The sequence below is a fragment of the Pseudomonas sp. H9 genome, from assembly GCF_004353925.1.
GTDB lineage: Bacteria > Pseudomonadota > Gammaproteobacteria > Pseudomonadales > Pseudomonadaceae > Aquipseudomonas.
In genome coordinates, this window is sequence record NZ_SMOK01000009.1 from 41601 (window position 1) to 58315 (window position 16715).

At 59.2% G+C, this 16715-nt stretch carries 17 protein-coding genes and 1 tRNA gene; 12 read left to right on the forward strand and 6 right to left on the reverse strand.

Annotated elements, in window-relative coordinates; translation table 11 throughout:
* Positions 1 to 91 precede the first annotated feature (91 nt).
* The 4 genes from E1573_RS07170 to E1573_RS07185 are packed head-to-tail and all read left to right on the forward strand — an operon-like array spanning position 92 to position 4118.
* Positions 92 to 1060 (forward strand): DUF523 and DUF1722 domain-containing protein, encoded by a 969-nt coding sequence (locus E1573_RS07170; RefSeq protein ID WP_133212049.1) that lies wholly within the window; start codon positions 92 to 94, stop codon positions 1058 to 1060.
* A complete protein-coding gene (locus tag E1573_RS07175) occupies positions 1050 to 1931 on the forward strand; it encodes a MerR family transcriptional regulator (RefSeq protein ID WP_133212051.1) in 882 nt (293 codons plus the stop codon). The genes E1573_RS07170 and E1573_RS07175 overlap by 11 nt, the downstream gene beginning before the upstream one ends.
* A 44-nt stretch (positions 1932 to 1975) precedes the next feature.
* Entirely contained in the window at positions 1976 to 3457 is a 1482-nt protein-coding gene (gene phrB / locus E1573_RS07180; RefSeq protein ID WP_133212053.1) for a deoxyribodipyrimidine photo-lyase, read from the forward strand.
* Complete coding sequence (locus E1573_RS07185) at positions 3414 to 4118, forward strand: SDR family oxidoreductase (RefSeq protein WP_165957302.1); 705 nt, start codon at positions 3414 to 3416, stop codon at positions 4116 to 4118. Before phrB ends, E1573_RS07185 begins: the two co-directional genes overlap by 44 nt.
* 37 nt (positions 4119 to 4155) lie before the next feature.
* Here the strand turns inward: E1573_RS07185 and E1573_RS07190 are convergent, their stop codons facing one another.
* From E1573_RS07190 to hemA, 6 genes are all read right to left on the reverse strand, one after another.
* Complete coding sequence (locus E1573_RS07190) at positions 4156 to 4674, reverse strand: acyloxyacyl hydrolase (RefSeq protein ID WP_133212057.1); 519 nt, start codon at positions 4672 to 4674, stop codon at positions 4156 to 4158.
* Positions 4675 to 4788: 114 nt separating this feature from the next.
* A complete protein-coding gene (gene murI / locus E1573_RS07195) occupies positions 4789 to 5589 on the reverse strand; it encodes a glutamate racemase (protein WP_133212059.1) in 801 nt (266 codons plus the stop codon).
* Positions 5582 to 6337 carry a molybdopterin-synthase adenylyltransferase MoeB gene (locus E1573_RS07200; RefSeq protein ID WP_133212061.1) on the reverse strand — a complete coding sequence of 252 codons (756 nt, stop codon included), beginning with the start codon at positions 6335 to 6337 and terminating at the stop codon, positions 5582 to 5584. The genes murI and E1573_RS07200 overlap by 8 nt, the downstream gene beginning before the upstream one ends.
* Positions 6331 to 7161: a peptide chain release factor N(5)-glutamine methyltransferase gene (prmC, locus tag E1573_RS07205; protein ID WP_133212063.1), complete on the reverse strand. Its 831-nt coding sequence runs from the start codon at positions 7159 to 7161 to the stop codon at positions 6331 to 6333. The genes E1573_RS07200 and prmC overlap by 7 nt, the downstream gene beginning before the upstream one ends.
* The gene (gene prfA, locus E1573_RS07210) at positions 7162 to 8244 is read right to left on the reverse strand and encodes a peptide chain release factor 1 (RefSeq protein ID WP_133212065.1); all 1083 of its coding nucleotides are present in this window, start codon (positions 8242 to 8244) and stop codon (positions 7162 to 7164) included. It lies immediately after the preceding gene.
* Positions 8241 to 9518 carry a glutamyl-tRNA reductase gene (gene hemA / locus E1573_RS07215; RefSeq protein WP_133212067.1) on the reverse strand — a complete coding sequence of 426 codons (1278 nt, stop codon included), beginning with the start codon at positions 9516 to 9518 and terminating at the stop codon, positions 8241 to 8243. Before hemA ends, prfA begins: the two co-directional genes overlap by 4 nt.
* Positions 9519 to 9694: 176 nt before the next feature.
* On the opposite strand from hemA, the gene E1573_RS07220 reads away from it, so the two are divergent.
* The 8 genes from E1573_RS07220 to ychF all read left to right on the forward strand — a co-directional run bounded on the left by E1573_RS07220 (position 9695) and on the right by ychF (position 16511).
* Positions 9695 to 11422: a tetratricopeptide repeat protein gene (locus tag E1573_RS07220; RefSeq protein WP_133212069.1), complete on the forward strand. Its 1728-nt coding sequence runs from the start codon at positions 9695 to 9697 to the stop codon at positions 11420 to 11422.
* 4 nt (positions 11423 to 11426) lie between these two features.
* Positions 11427 to 12044 (forward strand): lipoprotein insertase outer membrane protein LolB, encoded by a 618-nt coding sequence (lolB, locus tag E1573_RS07225; protein WP_133212071.1) that lies wholly within the window; start codon positions 11427 to 11429, stop codon positions 12042 to 12044.
* A 1-nt stretch (position 12045) separates the two neighbouring features.
* On the forward strand, positions 12046 to 12891 hold the full coding sequence (gene ispE / locus E1573_RS07230; RefSeq protein WP_133212073.1) for a 4-(cytidine 5'-diphospho)-2-C-methyl-D-erythritol kinase: 846 nt from the start codon (positions 12046 to 12048) through the stop codon (positions 12889 to 12891).
* Between the two features lie 34 nt (positions 12892 to 12925).
* Positions 12926 to 13000: transfer RNA gene (locus tag E1573_RS07235), tRNA-Gln, on the forward strand.
* A 47-nt stretch (positions 13001 to 13047) separates the two neighbouring features.
* Positions 13048 to 13989, forward strand: coding sequence for a ribose-phosphate pyrophosphokinase (locus tag E1573_RS07240; RefSeq protein ID WP_009405962.1), 942 nt, complete (start codon positions 13048 to 13050; stop codon positions 13987 to 13989).
* 139 nt (positions 13990 to 14128) lie between these two features.
* Positions 14129 to 14728, forward strand: a complete 600-nt coding sequence (locus E1573_RS07245; RefSeq protein ID WP_133212075.1) for a 50S ribosomal protein L25/general stress protein Ctc — start codon at positions 14129 to 14131, stop codon at positions 14726 to 14728.
* A gap of 76 nt (positions 14729 to 14804) precedes the next feature.
* Positions 14805 to 15389, forward strand: a complete 585-nt coding sequence (gene pth, locus E1573_RS07250) for an aminoacyl-tRNA hydrolase (RefSeq protein WP_133212077.1) — start codon at positions 14805 to 14807, stop codon at positions 15387 to 15389.
* Positions 15390 to 15410: 21 nt separating this feature from the next.
* Positions 15411 to 16511 carry a redox-regulated ATPase YchF gene (ychF, locus tag E1573_RS07255; protein WP_133212079.1) on the forward strand — a complete coding sequence of 367 codons (1101 nt, stop codon included), beginning with the start codon at positions 15411 to 15413 and terminating at the stop codon, positions 16509 to 16511.
* Positions 16512 to 16715: the final 204 nt, after the last annotated feature.

Sequence of the window (16715 nt, forward strand, 5' to 3'; positions counted from 1 at the left end):
ACCTGTACAAGCCAATTGACTTGTACAAGATGAGCCCTATGATAGTCATGTACATTTATTTTTCTTTGTACAAGATTATTTGGAGCTCGCCATGGACACCTCTGCCGCCATCCGCAAGCCCAGAATTGCAGTCAGCGCCTGCCTGATCGGCGCCGAGGTCCGCTACAACGGCGGGCACAAGGCCTCCCGCCTGTGTAACGAACTACTCAGTCAGCACGTCGACTTTGTCCCAGTGTGCCCGGAAGTCGCCATTGGCCTTGGGGTCCCACGTGCGCCCATCCGCCTGATCGGCGACCCCGCCGCACCGCATGCAGTTGGCACTCATGACCCGGCACTGGACCTGTCCGGCCCACTACGCGCTTACGGGCAGCAGATGGCCGCAGACCTTCAAGACATCAGCGGCTATATCTTCATGCAAAAGTCACCCTCTTGCGGGCTGGAGCGGGTCAAGGTCTACCAGGCCAACGGCTACCCCGCCCACGAAGGCGGCCGCGGCCTGTACGCCGCAGCCTTTTGCCAGCAACGCCCCGACTTGCCAGTCGAAGAAGAAGGCCGCCTATGCGACCCGGTACTGCGGGAAAACTTCATTACGCGCGTCTATGCCTATACCGACTGGCAACGGCTATTGACTGAAGGCCTCAGCCGCGGCGCGCTGATCGCCTTCCATGCCCGCTACAAGTATCAATTGATGGCCAACAACCCACAGCAGTACCGCGTGCTAGGCAAACTCTTGGGCGGCATGACCCGTGACGACGATCCACAAACGCTTGGCCCACGCTACTTCAGCCAGCTGATGGCCGCCCTGCGGCGCTGCGCCAGCCGCGGCAACCACAGCAATGTGCTGCTGCACCTGAGCGGTTACTTGCGTAATGCCCTGAGCGACGAAGACCGGCAGGAAATCCGCCAACTGATCAATCAGTACCACGCGGGTATCGTGCCTCTGGTAGTGCCACTGACGCTGCTCAAACACCATTTGCGCAGCCACCCGGATGCCTACGTGCTGCAACAGGTCTACCTGCAGCCGCACCCTGAAAGCCTGAGCCTGCGCAATGCAATCTGAGCAGTTGATACCGATTCGTGAGGTGACACAGCAGACTGGCGTCAACCCGGTCACCCTGCGCGCCTGGGAGCGGCGCTATGGCCTCATCGTCCCGCAGCGCACCGGCAAGGGCCACCGCCTGTACAGCCCCGCCGACGTTCAGCGCATTCGAAACATCCTGCACTGGCTGAACCTCGGCGTTGCAGTGGGCCAGGTCAAGGGATTGCTCGATAACGCCCCCTGCGAAACCACTGTATCAACCGACAACGAATGGTCGATGGCACGCCGACACTTGATCGACGCCATCGCCAACCTTGCCGAAGCCAGGCTCGAACAGAAGCTCAACCAGGCTATGGCGCTCTACCCTGCAGCCACCCTCTGTGACCAATTGCTGATGCCACTGCTGAATGATCTGGAGCGGCGCTGGCAGCAGCAGTTCGCGGCGCATCTGGAACGGGTGTTTTTCTATTCCTGGCTACGCAGCAAGCTTGGCGCCAGGGTTTATCACAACAATCACCAGCTCAACGGCGCACCGCTGCTGGTGGTGAACGGCACACAAATGGCCTTCGACCCGCAACTATGGCTCTGTGCCTGGCTGGTGAGCGATGGCGGTTGCCAAGTGCAAGTGCTGGACTGGGTACCGGCGGCCAATGAGCTGTCGATCGCGGTGGCACGCATACAACCACGGGCGTTGCTGCTGTGCCTTGGCCAAACCGTCAACCTGCGCCAGCTGCAGCTAAGCCTGGCCAGTATTGATATTCCGAAGCTCGTGAGTGGCAACGCCGTCAGCATTCACCGGGACGCACTCGAAGCAGGATCACACGCTGACCTGTATCTGTTCGACTCCCCGGTTGATGTGCTCAACGGCCTACAGCGTTTGCATCTGCTGTAAACGCGGCCGCCATAAACATTAGCGTTGTTTGACTGGGGAACACCATGCAACTGATCTGGCTGCGCAGCGACCTGCGTGTACACGACAATACCGCGCTGACTGCTGCCTGCGAGCAAGGGCCAACCCTGGCTGTCTGGCTGGTGAGCGCAAGCCAATGGCGCAGCCATGATGACGCCCCATGCAAAATCGATTTCTGGTTACGCAACCTGAACGCCCTGAAGGCGCAACTTGCCACACTCAAAATTCCTCTGCTGATTCGAGAGGCCGACACCTGGGACCAGGCACCCGAGGTACTGATGCACATTTGCCGTGAGTATCAGGTGCAGGCACTGCACCTGAACGAAGAATACGGCGTCAACGAACAGCGCCGCGACCACGCCGTCAGCGATGCGCTGACGCAGGCAGGCATTGCCGTGCATTGCTACCTGGATCAGCTGCTGTTCAAACCGGGCAGCATCCTGACCCGCAGCGGGGGCTACTTTCAGGTTTTCAGTCAATTTCGCAAAGTGTGTTACGAGCGCTTGCACCTCGGCCTGCCAAGCCTGCAACGCACACCGGCCCCTCAGGCATCGCTGGCCATTCGCAGCGACGAGATTCCCAGCCATGTGCCTGGTTTCGCGCCTCCCACCGACAGCCTGCGTGAGCTATGGCCGGCCGGTGAAGACGAGGCCCACGCGCGCCTGCAGCGCTTTATCGATGAAGCCGTGGATGACTATCAGCAGCAACGAGACATTCCTGCCACCGCGGGCACCAGCCAGCTCTCCCCCTACCTCGCAGCAGGCGTGCTTTCCCCACGCCAGTGCCTGCACCGGGCCTTGGCGCACAACCATGGCGAGTTCGACAGTGGCAGCGCCGGGCTAGTTACCTGGATCAACGAACTGCTCTGGCGGGAGTTCTACAAACACATACTCAACGGCTACCCGCGCGTATCGCAGCACCGCGCCTTCCGTCAGGAGACCGAGGCACTGCCCTGGCGCTACGCCCCTGAAGAGCTCAAAGCCTGGCAAGAGGGCCGAACCGGCTTTCCCATTATCGACGCGGCAATGCGTCAACTACTGGCCACTGGCTGGATGCACAATCGGCTACGGATGGTCGTGGCAATGTTCTTAACCAAGAACCTGCTGATTGACTGGCGTGAAGGCGAGCGCTTTTTCATGCGCCACCTGATAGATGGAGATCTGGCAGCCAACAACGGTGGCTGGCAGTGGAGCGCCTCCACCGGCACCGACGCCGTCCCCTATTTCAGGCTATTCAACCCAATAAGTCAGTCGCGACGCTTTGACGCCGAAGGCCGCTTTATCAAGACTTGGCTGCCAGAATTAGCGGCATTTGATAAAAAAACTGTTCACGGCCCTATGCCAACCGGAGATCTTTTTGCTACAAGTAATTATCCACAACCTATTGTGGACCTCGGCAGCAGTCGCGAACGCGCCTTGATTGCCTTTAAGAATTTGTCCTCGCGGCAGCTTAAGGATTCGCCACTTGAACATCTTCACCGCCAAACGCATATGGATTACCGGGGCTAGCAGCGGTCTAGGGTTGGCGTTTGTTGAACAATTGCTGGAGCAAGGCGCACTGGTAACCGCCAGCGGCCGAAACTGTGATGCACTTCTCAGTCTGTACCAGCAATATCACCCAAGATTAAAAGTGCTCGACGGTGATCTGACCGATCCACTGCAAGCAGTGGAAGCAGCCAGACAAGTCACAGAACATTGGGGCGCAATTGACTACCTGATCATAAATGCCGGGGCATGTGACTACCTGCCATCCGATTCGTCGGCCAGCGCTGTTTTTGAAGGTATTGCCCGCACTAATCTCAGCATTTCACGCAACTGCCTTGAAACTGCCATACCGCTCTTGCAGCGCGGTAGTTCACCGCAAGTACTTGCAGTGCTCAGTCGCTATTCTTCGCTGCAATTGTTCAAGCCCAATCAGCCGGAGACGGCGGACAACAGCCTGATGAAGCTGTTCGAATACCAGCGCGCCACACTCGCTACCGATGCAATCGACCTGACGATTGTTGCCCCTCAGCGCCTGAACGACCCGCTCGTGCAGGAAACGGTCATTCTGGAGTACTGGAGCGCACACACTGCGGCAGAGGTCATTCTCGATCACCTGCCTGCACGCCCTCCCCACCTGCTACTCGAGGCGATGCACCTGAACTTGCTCTGGCCTTTGCCCAGTTGATCACCCGGCCCTGCAATCGATGCAGGGCCGGACAGGTTTACAACGGCATGCGGTAATGAATAGCGTAACTTTCTGCGCCGTCGTTAGGCGTTTGCAAACCGGCATTGGAATAATGGATGGCACGTACGCCGACTTCATGCCCACCGGCAAAACGCAGACCGAAACCAATCCGGTCTTCAAATTGGAAAGATGATCCCAAGTCGTTGTCTTCAAGCTCGGTGCTAGAAAACGCCGCGACTCCGATACCCGCCTCGATATAGGGCTTGACCGACTCTCCGGCAAATTCGTAGACAAATACCGGAGCAAAGGAAAGGCTGTGGTTACTTGCCGTATCGTCACCGTCCCAATAGGTGTAACCCGCATCCCAATAACCGGTAAGCCGGCCGGTGCTAGTTTGCCACCAACTGACATCCCAGTTTGATTGCAAACCTAAACGATAGGTCATGGTCGAGTCACTGGTCTGACCGACAGAAAAAGAGACATCGGCTGCTTGAGTTGCGAAAGATTGCCCCAGGGTCACGGCTGCAACAGCAGCCAAACAAAGCAGTTTCTTCATGAGAAACGTCCTTTTTCCTAATGCTAATGTTGGTTCTTCTGCCTCATTGGACAGAATTATAGAAATCTGTGCAACCGTGTAAGTTCATCAGGATGTGCGTGTTTATTACACGGACTACTCTGTGAAGCTTCGCACACTGTCAGATTTATTCCACAACATTGGAAGTATCTTTCGCAAATGATCGGGACTGGCACTCGTCCAAAATTGTGCTTCGCGTGCTGGGCCAGAAGACAGTAGATCGCGCTCACTCAACAGCCGTTGCAACTGCCGGGCGACCGCTGCGCCGGTATCAATGATGGCGATCGACGGCGGCACCATTTGTGCCAACAGCGGCTTGAGGAAAGGGTAATGCGTGCAGCCCAGAATCAAGGTGTCACAACCGGCGTCCAGCAGAGGCTTCACATACCCCTCAAGCAACGCTTGCAGGGTCGGACTGCCCAGATCACCCGCTTCGATGCACTCGACAAGCCCAGGACACGGCTGCGTCACGACGCTGACGTCGCTGGCAAAACGGTCGAGCAACGCCGCGAATTTGGCACTCTGCAGTGTACCGGTGGTCGCCAGTACGCCGACCACGCCACTGCGTGTCGCAGCAGCAGCCGGCTTTACCGCAGGCTCCATGCCGACCAGGGGCCACTCCGGATACTGTTCACGCAGATCAGCAACCGCTGCGACCGTTGCAGTGTTGCACGCCAGCACCATGGCCTTGGCGCCTTGCTCACGGAAAAACTCGGCAACCTGGCGGCAACGCTGACGGATGAACGCTGGGGTTTTCTCGCCGTAGGGGATATGCCCGCAGTCGCCGAAATACAGCAGCGATTCATTGGGCAACAAGCGCTGAATCTCTGCCAACACCGACAAACCACCCACGCCGGAATCAAACACGCCGATCGGCGCTGCCGCGCGATCAGTCATCCCGCCCTCCACAGACGTCGCAGCCTGGGTCACGCTTGACGCGCAATTCTCGAAAGCGGCTGCCCAACGCATCAATCAGCAACAAGCGCCCGACCAGTGGCTCACCAAAGCCGGCCAGCAACTTAAGCGCTTCCAGTGCCTGCAAGCTGCCCACCAAACCCACCAGAGGCCCGACAACACCTGCTTCGCTGCAGGTCAGCTCGGCTTCACTGCCATGACCATACAGGCAGTGGTAACACGGACTTTCCGGCCGACGCGGATCAAACACTGACAACTGCCCTTCCAGGCGGATCGCCGCACCACTGACCAAGGGTTTGCCCAGCGCCACGCAAGCGGCATTGACCGCCTCGCGGGTGGCGAAATTGTCAGTACAGTCGAGCACCAAATCCACCGCCTGCACAGCGGCAGCCAGGGAGTCTTCATCCAGGGCACTGCGGTGGGCCAGCAAGCGAACCTCAGGGTTGATCGCCTGCAAGCGAGCCAATGCCGAGTCGACCTTGCTCAGGCCAACTGAAGCGGTGTCATGCAACACCTGTCGCTGCAGGTTGGTCAGGTCGACGGTATCGAAGTCTGCCAGATGCAACTCACCCACCCCAGCTGCCGCCAGGTACAAGGCTACCGGCGAACCGAGGCCACCAAGCCCGACGATCAATACGCGGCTGTCTTTGAGCCGCAGTTGACCATCGATATCGACCTGAGCCAGCAGAATCTGCCGGCTGTAGCGCAACAGTTCCTGATCACTTAGCACGGCAGTCGCCCCAGGCTGATACGTTCATGACCACCCAGATCGATGCGGCTCTCGACCTGCTCGAAAGCGCTCTGCGTCAGCAATGCCCGCACTGCTTCAGCCTGATCATAGCCATGCTCAAGCAGCAACCAGCCGCCGGGCTGTAGATGCTCAGGTGCCTGGCGGATGATAGTACGCAGGTCGTCGAGACCATCGGCACCGGCCACCAAGGCGCTGCTGGGCTCAAAGCGCACATCACCGGCCACCAGGTGAGGGTCTTCGGCGGCGATGTACGGCGGATTACTGATAATCAGCTCGTAACGCTCGCCCTTGAGCGAATCGAACCAGTGACTGCTGCGCACCTGAACGTTTTCCAGTTGCAGGCGCTGGCGATTGCGCTCGGCCAAGGCTACCGCTTCAAGCACGCGATCCACCGCCATGACCTGCCACTGGGGCCGCTCACTGGCCAACGCCAAGGCGATCGCTCCGGTTCCGGTGCCCAGGTCCAGCACGCGGGCCGGGCCGGGCTGCAATAATTCCAGGGCAGTTTCAACCAGCAGCTCCGTGTCCGGGCGCGGAATCAGTGTATGCGGTGCCACTTCCAGGTCCAGCTTCCAGAAACCTTGCTGCCCCAGAATGTAGGCCACCGGTTCACCGCTACGGCGCCGTTGCAGGTACTCGGCGAAGACCAACGCCGCCTCGCTGCTGACAATGCGCTCAGGCCAGGTGTGCAGGTAACTGCGCGACTTACCGATGGCGGCCGCCAGAAGCAGCTCCACGTCCAGGCGTGCCGTGGGCGAATCCGGTAGCTCCGCAGCGCGAAGCAGGCTGGCGATAATCGTCATTTACTCACCCAGTGCAGCCAGTTGGTCAGCCTGATACTCGGCCAGCAGCGGCTCGATCACCGCATCGACACCACCGGCCAGCACATCATCCAGGGAATACAAGGTCAGGTTGATACGGTGATCGGTCACCCGCCCCTGTGGATAGTTGTAGGTGCGAATCCGCTCGGAGCGGTCACCCGACCCCACCAGCAGCTTGCGCTCGCTGGCCATTGCATTCTGCGCGGCACTGGTTTGCATGTCGTTAAGCTTGGCCGACAGCCAGGACATCGCCCGGGCGCGGTTCTTGTGCTGGGAACGCTCTTCCTGGCACTCCACCACGATACCGGTAGGCAAGTGGGTAATGCGGATGGCCGAGTCGGTTTTGTTGACGTGCTGACCACCGGCACCAGAGGCACGGTAAGTATCCACACGCAGGTCTGCCGGGTTGATCTCGATGGCCACCTGTTCATCAGGCTCGGGCAGTACCGCAACAGTACAGGCCGAGGTATGGATACGCCCCTGCGATTCGGTTTCCGGCACGCGCTGGACACGGTGGGCGCCCGACTCGAACTTCAGCTTGCCATAGACATGATCACCCTCGACCCGGGCGATGATCTCCTTGTAGCCGCCATGCTCACCTTCGTTTTCCGAGAGGATTTCCAGGCGCCAGCCGCGTCGCTCGGCATAACGCGAGTACATGCGAAACAGGTCGCCGGAGAAAATCGCTGCCTCGTCACCACCGGTGCCGGCACGGATCTCCAGGAACACGTTACGCCCGTCGTTGGGATCTTTCGGCAGCAGCATGCGCTGCAGCTGGTTCTCCATCTCGGCCAACTGTTCTTTGGCTTCGCGCACTTCCTCGACGGCCATTTCGCGCAGATCAGGATCGCTGTCTTTGAGCAGCGCCTGGGCGCCTGCCAGGTCGTCCTGCACTTTGCGCCACTGGGCGTAAGCCGCAGCAACGGGCTCGACCTCGGCATATTCACGGGAATAGGCACGGAAGCGAGTCTGGTCGGAAATGACTTCGGCATCCCCCAAAAGGGCGGTCAATTCCTCGAATCGGTCCTGGAGGGTGTCCAGCTTATTGAGCAGCGACGCTTTCATTGCGGGGTTTTATCCGTCGAACCCTCATTGAGGGCAAAGAGTTCCTGAGCCATGGCCAGCGCATCGAGGCGGCCTTCGGCAGAGAGCTTTTTCAGTTGCACACTGGGTGCGTGAAGCAATTTGTTGGTCAGCCCGCGAGCCAGTTGTACCAGCACCTCTTCAGCGCTATTACCGTTGGCCAGCAGCCGCTGGGCCTTTTGCAACTCTTCGTCGCGCAGGCGCTCGCTCTGTTGGCGATAGGCCTTGAGCACATCCACCGCCGCCAGCTCACGCAGGCGCTGCATGAAGTCTTCGGCGCCTACCGACACCAACTCTTCAGCCGCCTGGGCTGCGCCCTGACGACTCTTGAGGTTTTCTGCCACGACATCGTGCAGGTCGTCGACGGTATAAAGGTACACGTCGTCCAACTCGCCGACCTCGGGCTCGATGTCCCGGGGTACGGCGATATCGACCATGAAAATCGGTTTGTGGCGGCGTTGCTTCAGCGCACTCTCCACAGCGCCCTTGCCGAGGATCGGCAACTGGCTGGCCGTGGAACTGATGACGATATCGCTGTTGACCAGTTCCTGCGGAATGTCAGCCAACAACACCGCATGAGCGCCAAATTGTTCAGCCAGGGTGCTGGCCCGCTCCAGCGTGCGGTTGGCCACCACAATACGCCGAACCCCCTGCTCGTGCAGGTGCCGCGCTACCAAGGTAATGGTTTCACCAGCGCCGATCAGCAAGGCCTGACTACGGCCCAGATCGCTGAAGATCTGCTTGGCCAGGCTGACCGCCGCAAACGCCACCGACACTGGGTTTTCGCCGATGGCAGTATCTGTGCGCACCTGCTTGGCGGCACTGAAGGTCGCCTGGAACAGACGACCAAGCAGCGGGCCTATGGTGCCGGCTTCGCGCGCCACGGCGTAGGCAGACTTCATCTGCCCGAGGATCTGCGGCTCACCGAGCACCAGCGAGTCGAGCCCTGAGGCTACGCGCATCATGTGCCGAACCGCGTCGTGGTCTTCGTGGATGTAGGCACTGGCACGCAGCTCATCCAGGCTCAACTGATGATACTCAGCCAGCCAGCGCAGAATGGACTCCGCTGCCAGGTGGTCCTGCTCTATATAGAGTTCACTGCGGTTACAGGTCGAAAGGATCGCCGCCTCACGGCTGGCGGTCAGTCGGCAGAGCTGCTGCAAGGCGTCTACCAGCTGCTCTGGGGTAAACGCCACGCGCTCGCGTACGTCTACCGAGGCAGTCTTATGGTTGATACCGAGGGCAAGAAAGGCCATGCAAGATCGCTGATTATGACGAGAAGCCGATAATTGTCCTACTTCACAGGTTTCAGAACAACCACCGCTCGCTATTGTCTCTATAGTCTTCCTCTACCGAGACCTTCGCTTATGGGTTTGCCCCGGCGCTTGTGTCATGATGATCCGACCGCTGGTAAGCCGCCCAAATCCTGATTATGAATAGATCCTACGCGTTGTTCCTTGCCTTGGCCCTGCTCCAGGGCTGCCAGACCTTGGCCCCCGACTCAACGGATGCCCAGACGCCTGCGCTCGATGCTGCACAAAAGCAGCCGGAAAAGCCTGTGGTCTATGGATCATTCAGCCAGGAAACCGTGTTCAACCTGTTGAGCGCTGAACTGGCCGGCCAGCGCAACCGCTTCGATATCGCCCTGGACAACTACGTCACCGAGGCGATCAAAACCCAGGATGCCGGCGTTTCCGAACGTGCCTACCGCATTGCCGAGTACCTGGGCGCCGATCAACCGGCCCTGGACACCGCGCTGATCTGGGCAAAGAACGACCCCGACAACCTCGACGCCCAGCGCGCTGCGGCCATCCAGCTGGCTCGCGGTGGCCGCTACGATGAGTCGATGGTCTACATGGAGAAAGTGCTCCAGGGTAAGGGCGACACCCATTTCGATTTCCTTGCCCTGTCGGCCGCCGAAACCGACCAGGACACCCGCGACGGCTTACAGAAGAGCTTCGATCGACTGCTGAAGAAGTACCCGAACAACAACCAGCTGGTGTTCGGCAAAGCGCTGCTCCTGCAGCAGGATGGCGATGCCAACGCCGCGTTGACGCTACTGGAACAGCATCCGCCTGAAGAAGGCGAAATTGCCCCGGTGCTGTTGCGCGCTCGCTTGTTGCAAAGCGTCGGCCGCGGCGAAGAAGCCCTGCCCCTATTACAGAAAACCATCCGCCAGAACCCGGACGACAAGCGCCTGCGCTTGACCTACGCCCGCACCCTGGTGGAGCAAGATCGTCTCGACGAGGCCAAAATCGAGTTTTCCACCTTGCTTGAGCAGTACCCGGATGACGACGAACTGCGTTATTCCCTGGCGCTGATCTGCCTGGAAACCAAGAACTGGGACGAAGCGACCGGTTACCTGCAGGAACTCATCGAGCGTGACAGCCACGTCGACGCCGCGCACCTGAACCTGGGCCGCATTCTTGAAGAACGCAACCAGCCACAGGCAGCCCTGGAGGAATACGCCCTGGTCGGCCCGGGCAATGAATACCTGCCTGCACAATTGCGCCAGGCCGATATCCTCGTTGCCAATGGCCGCAGCGCCGAAGCCTCCCGGCGCCTGGCGCTGGCCCGCGACACTCAGCCCGACTACGCCATTCAGCTGTACCTGATCGAAGCCGAAGCGCTGAGCAACAACGATAAAGATGCGCAAGCCCTGCAAGTGCTGGAGCAGGCCCTCAAGCAATACCCCGACGACAACAACCTGCTGTACACCCGTGCCATGCTTGCCGAAAAGCGCAATGACCTGGCCCAGATGGAAAAAGATCTGCGCAGCATCATCGCCCGCGAGCCGGAAAACGCCATGGCCCTCAACGCCCTGGGCTACACCCTGGCCGACCGCACCACGCGCTATGCCGAAGCCAAGGATCTGATCGAAAGGGCTCACCAGATCAACCCCGACGACCCTGCCGTGCTCGACAGCCTGGGCTGGGTGAACTTCCGCCTGGGTAATCTCGACGAAGCTGAGCGCCTGCTGCGCCAGGCCCTGGAGCGCTTCCCCGACCATGAAGTCGCCGCTCACCTGGGCGAAGTGCTGTGGGCCAATGGCAAGCGCCGCGAGGCCCGCCAGATCTGGGCCAAGGCCATCGAAGCGCAACCTGACAGCCCCATCCTGCGCAACACCGTATTGCGCCTGACCGGATCCGAGACTCTTTAAGCCTATGTTTTTGCGCCACTGCATCACCTTCACCCTGATCGCCCTGCTTGCCGGTTGCGCCGGCTTTGGCTCCCGTGAAGCCCTTCAGGGCGAGGGCAGCCCACAACTGTGGCGGGCACACAAACAACAGTTGAGCAGCCTTGATGGCTGGCAGATCAACGGCAAAGTAGGAATCCGCGCCCCTAAAGATTCGGGCAGCGGCACGCTCTTCTGGCTGCAACGTCAGGACTACTACGATATTCGCCTGGCCGGGCCGTTGGGCCGTGGCGCTGCTCGCCTGACCGGTCGCCCGGGAGGTGTCGTGCTGGAGGTCGCCAATCAGGGCCGCTACGAGGCGAAAAACCCCGAAGCCCTGCTGGAAGAGCAACTGGGCTGGGAGTTGCCGGTTTCGCATCTGGTCTGGTGGGTCCGCGGCCTGCCGGCCCCCGACAGCAAGAGCCAACTGACCCTGGGCAGCGACAGCCGCCTGGCCAGCCTCAAGCAAGATGGCTGGGACGTACAGTACTTGAGTTATACCGAGCAGAATGGCTATTGGTTGCCGGAACGTCTGAAACTGCACGGGCAGAACATTGACGTGACCCTGGTGGTCAAAGACTGGCAGCCACGCCAGCTGGGGCACTGAGATGAGTACGTTGACCCTGCCGGCTCCAGCCAAACTCAATTTGATGCTGCATATTCTCGGCCGCCGCGCAGACGGCTACCACCTGCTGGAAACCTTGTTCCAGTTTCTCGACTACGGCGACGAGCTGTCTTTCGCCGTACGCCAAGACGGTGAAATCCGCCTGCATACCGAGATCGAAAGCGTCCCCCATGACAGCAACCTGATCGTCAAAGCCGCCCGCAAACTGCAAGCCCTGACCGGCTGCAAGCAAGGCGCCGACATCTGGTTGAAGAAAGTCTTGCCCATGGGTGGCGGCATTGGCGGCGGCAGTTCGGATGCCGCCACTACCCTGCTCGGCCTTAACCATCTGTGGCAACTGGGCTGCAGCGAAGACCAACTGGCTGAGCTGGGCTTGAGCCTGGGCGCAGACGTCCCGGTGTTCGTTCGCGGCCATGCGGCATTTGCCGAGGGCGTAGGCGAAATCCTCACCCCGGCAGACCCCGAAGAACCCTGGTATGTCGTGCTGGTCCCGCAAGTATCTGTTAGTACAGCAGAAATTTTTTCGCATCCGCAGTTGACACGTGATTCTTTGCCCCTTAAGATGCGCCCCGTTCCCAAGGGAAACAGTCGAAATGACTGCCAACCGGTAGTAGAGCAGAGTTACCCAGAAGTACGTAACTCACTGAATTTGCTAAACAAATTCACTGACGCTAGGCTAACCGGAACTGGAAGTTGTGTGTTTGGGGCCTTCCCAAGCAAAGCTGAAGCTGATAAAGTTTTGGCCCTTCTTGCAGATACCCAATCAGGGTTTGTAGCAAAAGGAAGCAACATCTCGATGTTGCATCGCAAGCTGCAAAGTCTGCTCTAGGAATCGAGTACTGGGTACTCGCAGCAACAGATACAGGGGCGTCGCCAAGCGGTAAGGCAGCAGGTTTTGATCCTGCCATGCGTTGGTTCGAATCCAGCCGCCCCTGCCATTTTCCTATACTCATCCAGGTATACCCTCAGCCTTCAGGTACTGCGCGTGTCCAAGATGATGGTCTTTACGGGGAACGCTAACCCCGATCTGGCTCGGCGTGTCGTACGTCAGCTGCATATCCCTCTCGGTGACGTCTCTGTCGGTAAATTCTCCGACGGCGAAATCAGCACTGAGATCAATGAAAATGTTCGTGGTAAAGATGTTTTCATTATTCAGCCGACTTGCGCGCCAACCAACGATAATCTGATGGAACTGGTTGTGATGGCTGACGCCTTCCGCCGCTCCTCTGCGTCCCGAATCACCGCCGTGATTCCTTACTTCGGATATGCCCGCCAGGATCGCCGTCCGCGTTCGGCGCGTGTAGCTATCAGCGCCAAAGTCGTCGCTGACATGCTCACCGTCGTAGGTATCGACCGTGTTCTCACCGTCGACCTGCACGCTGACCAAATCCAGGGTTTCTTCGATATTCCGGTAGATAACATCTACGGCTCCCCCGTTCTGGTGGATGACATCGAAGACCAGCGTTTCGAGAACCTCATGATCGTGTCCCCGGACATCGGCGGCGTCGTGCGTGCACGTGCTGTTGCCAAGTCCCTGGGCGTCGATCTGGGTATCATCGACAAACGCCGTGAAAAGGCTAATCACTCCGAAGTGATGCATATCATCGGCGACGTCGAAGGACGTACCTGTATTCTCGTCGACGACATGGTCGATACCGCCGGCACCCTGTGCCACGCGGCAAAGGCCCTGAAAGAACACGGCGCTGCCAAGGTTTACGCCTACTGCACGCACCCTGTCCTGTCGGGTCGGGCGATCGAGAATATCGAGAACTCCGTGCTGGACGAACTGGTGGTTACCAATACCATCCCGTTGTCCGCAGCTGCACAAGCCTGTGACCGTATCCGTCAACTGGATATCGCACCGGTTGTCGCTGAAGCGGTTCGCCGCATCAGCAACGAAGAATCGATCAGCGCGATGTTTCGCTGAGGGTTTTACCCTCGCGAGATCACGTTGACGTAAAGCGCCCCGCCCCAACACTGGTTGTTGGGGCGGGGCTTTTTTGCCAACCCCGCTTTGGCGCTGGTCGCAAACGCCATTCGGGGCAAGGCTATTTTGGAGATGTAAAATGACTGATTTCATCCTGAACGCCCAAGCGCGTACCGACCTGGGGAAAGGTGCGAGCCGCCGCCTGCGTCGTCTCGCCTCCAGCATCCCTGCCGTTGTTTACGGTGGTGACAAAGAAGCGCAATCCCTGACCATCGTGGCCAAGGAAATCGCCAAGCTGTTCGAAAACGAAGCTGCTTTCAGCCACGTCATCGAACTGAACGTTGACGGCGTCAAGCAAAACGTCGTTGTCAAAGCGATGCAGCGTCACCCGTCGAAAGGCATCATCCTGCACGCCGACTTCGTTCGCGTTGTTGCCGGCCAGAAACTGACCGCCAAAGTACCTGTGCACTTCATCAACGAAGAAGCTCCGGTCAAGAAAGGCGGCGAAATCTCCCACGTAGTGGCCGAGATCGAAGTTTCCTGCGAAGCCAAAGACCTGCCTGAGTTCATCGAAGTCGACCTGGCTAACGCCGAAGTCGGCACCATCGTTCACCTGTCGGACCTCAAAGCTCCGAAAGGCGTCGAGTTCGTCGCTCTGGCTCACGGTAACGACCTGGCTGTTGCCAACGTTCACGCTCCGCGTGTTGCGCCTGAAGCTGCAGAAGGCGCTGCCGAGTAATCTACTCAGCACGCCGGCGTTGATCGGGTTACAGTGCCCCGCACTGTAACCCCAACTCCAAGGAAGAGCCCCTGACGTGACCGCCATCCAACTGATCGTCGGCCTGGGAAACCCTGGCCCCGAATACGAACAGACCCGGCATAACGCAGGGGCTCTTTTCGTAGAACGTATCGCTAGCGCCCAGCGTGTCAACCTGACTGCTGACCGCAAATATTTCGGCCTGACGGCTAAGTTCAGCCATCAGGGCAACGACGTTCGTCTGTTGATCCCGACCACCTACATGAACCGCAGCGGCCAGGCCGTTGCTGCCCTGGCGAATTTTTTCCGTATTCCGCCAGAAGCCATCCTGGTGGCTCACGACGAACTCGATCTACCTCCCGGCGTCGCCAAACTCAAGAAAGGCGGCGGCCATGGCGGGCATAACGGCCTGCGCGACATCATTGCGCAGCTCGGCAATAACCAAGGCTTTCACCGTCTGCGGCTTGGCATTGGCCACCCGGGTGACAGCAGTAGGGTCTCTGGCTTTGTTCTGGGCAAGGCGCCACGCGCCGAGCAGGAAAAGCTGGACGCCAGTATCGATTTTGCCCTCGGCGTGCTGCCGGACATCCTCGCCGGCGACTGGACGCGTGCGATGAGAGAGCTGCACAGCCAGAAGGCCTGACTCTTTGAAGAGGGATTAACCATGGGTTTCAATTGCGGCATCGTCGGTCTGCCCAACGTCGGCAAGTCCACCCTGTTCAACGCCTTGACCAAATCCGGCATCGCGGCAGAAAACTTCCCCTTCTGCACCATCGAGCCGAACAGCGGCATCGTGCCGATGCCTGACGCACGCCTGGACGCCCTGGCGGCCATCGTCAAGCCGAACCGCGTATTGCCGACCACCATGGAATTCGTCGACATCGCAGGCCTGGTCGCCGGTGCCTCCAAGGGTGAAGGCCTGGGCAACAAGTTCCTGGCCAACATCCGCGAAACCGACGCCATTGCCCATGTGGTGCGTTGCTTCGAAGACGAGAACGTCATTCACGTCTCCAACAGCGTCGACCCCAAGCGTGACATCGAGATCATCGACCTGGAACTGATCTTCGCTGACCTCGACAGCTGCGAAAAGCAACTGCAGAAGGTTGCGCGTAATGCCAAGGGCGGTGACAAGGATGCGCTGGCACAGAAAGCCATCCTGGAAAAACTGATCCCGCACTTCACCGAAGGCAAGCCTGCGCGCAGCCTGATGAAGAACATGGCAGACGACGAGAAGGCGCTGATCCGCGGCTTCCACCTGCTGACCAGCAAGCCGGTGATGTACATCGCCAACGTTGCTGAAGACGGTTTCGACAACAACCCTCATCTGGACGTGGTCAAGGCCATCGCCGAAGAAGAAGGCGCTGTGGTTGTACCGGTGTGCAACAAAATCGAAGCCGAAATCGCCGAGCTCGACGACGGTGAAGAGAAGGACATGTTCCTCGAAGCCCTGGGCCTCGAAGAGCCAGGCCTGAACCGTGTGATCCGTGCCGGTTACGCGCTGCTCAACCTGCAAACCTACTTCACCGCTGGTGTGCAGGAAGTTCGCGCCTGGACTGTACGCGTTGGCGCTACCGCTCCACAGGCCGCTGGCGTGATCCACACCGACTTTGAGAAAGGCTTCATCCGCGCCGAAGTCGTCGCCTATGACGACTTCATCCAGTACAAGGGTGAAGGCGGTGCGAAAGAAGCCGGTAAATGGCGCCTGGAAGGCAAAGACTACATCGTCAAAGACGGTGATGTGATGCACTTCCGCTTCAACGTCTAACGACTGCCGTTGACGTCAAAGCCCCCGTATTCGCCTGGCGATACGGGGGCTTTTTTTGTGTTCAACTGCCTGTAGGAGCGGGCTTGCCCCGCGATAGCGGTGCGCCTGACACACCGCTATCGCGGGGCAAGCCCGCTCCTACAGAGACATCTCGAACGTTCAGGTATTGCTGCGCAGCGCCTTGCGATAGTCGCCCGGAGACTG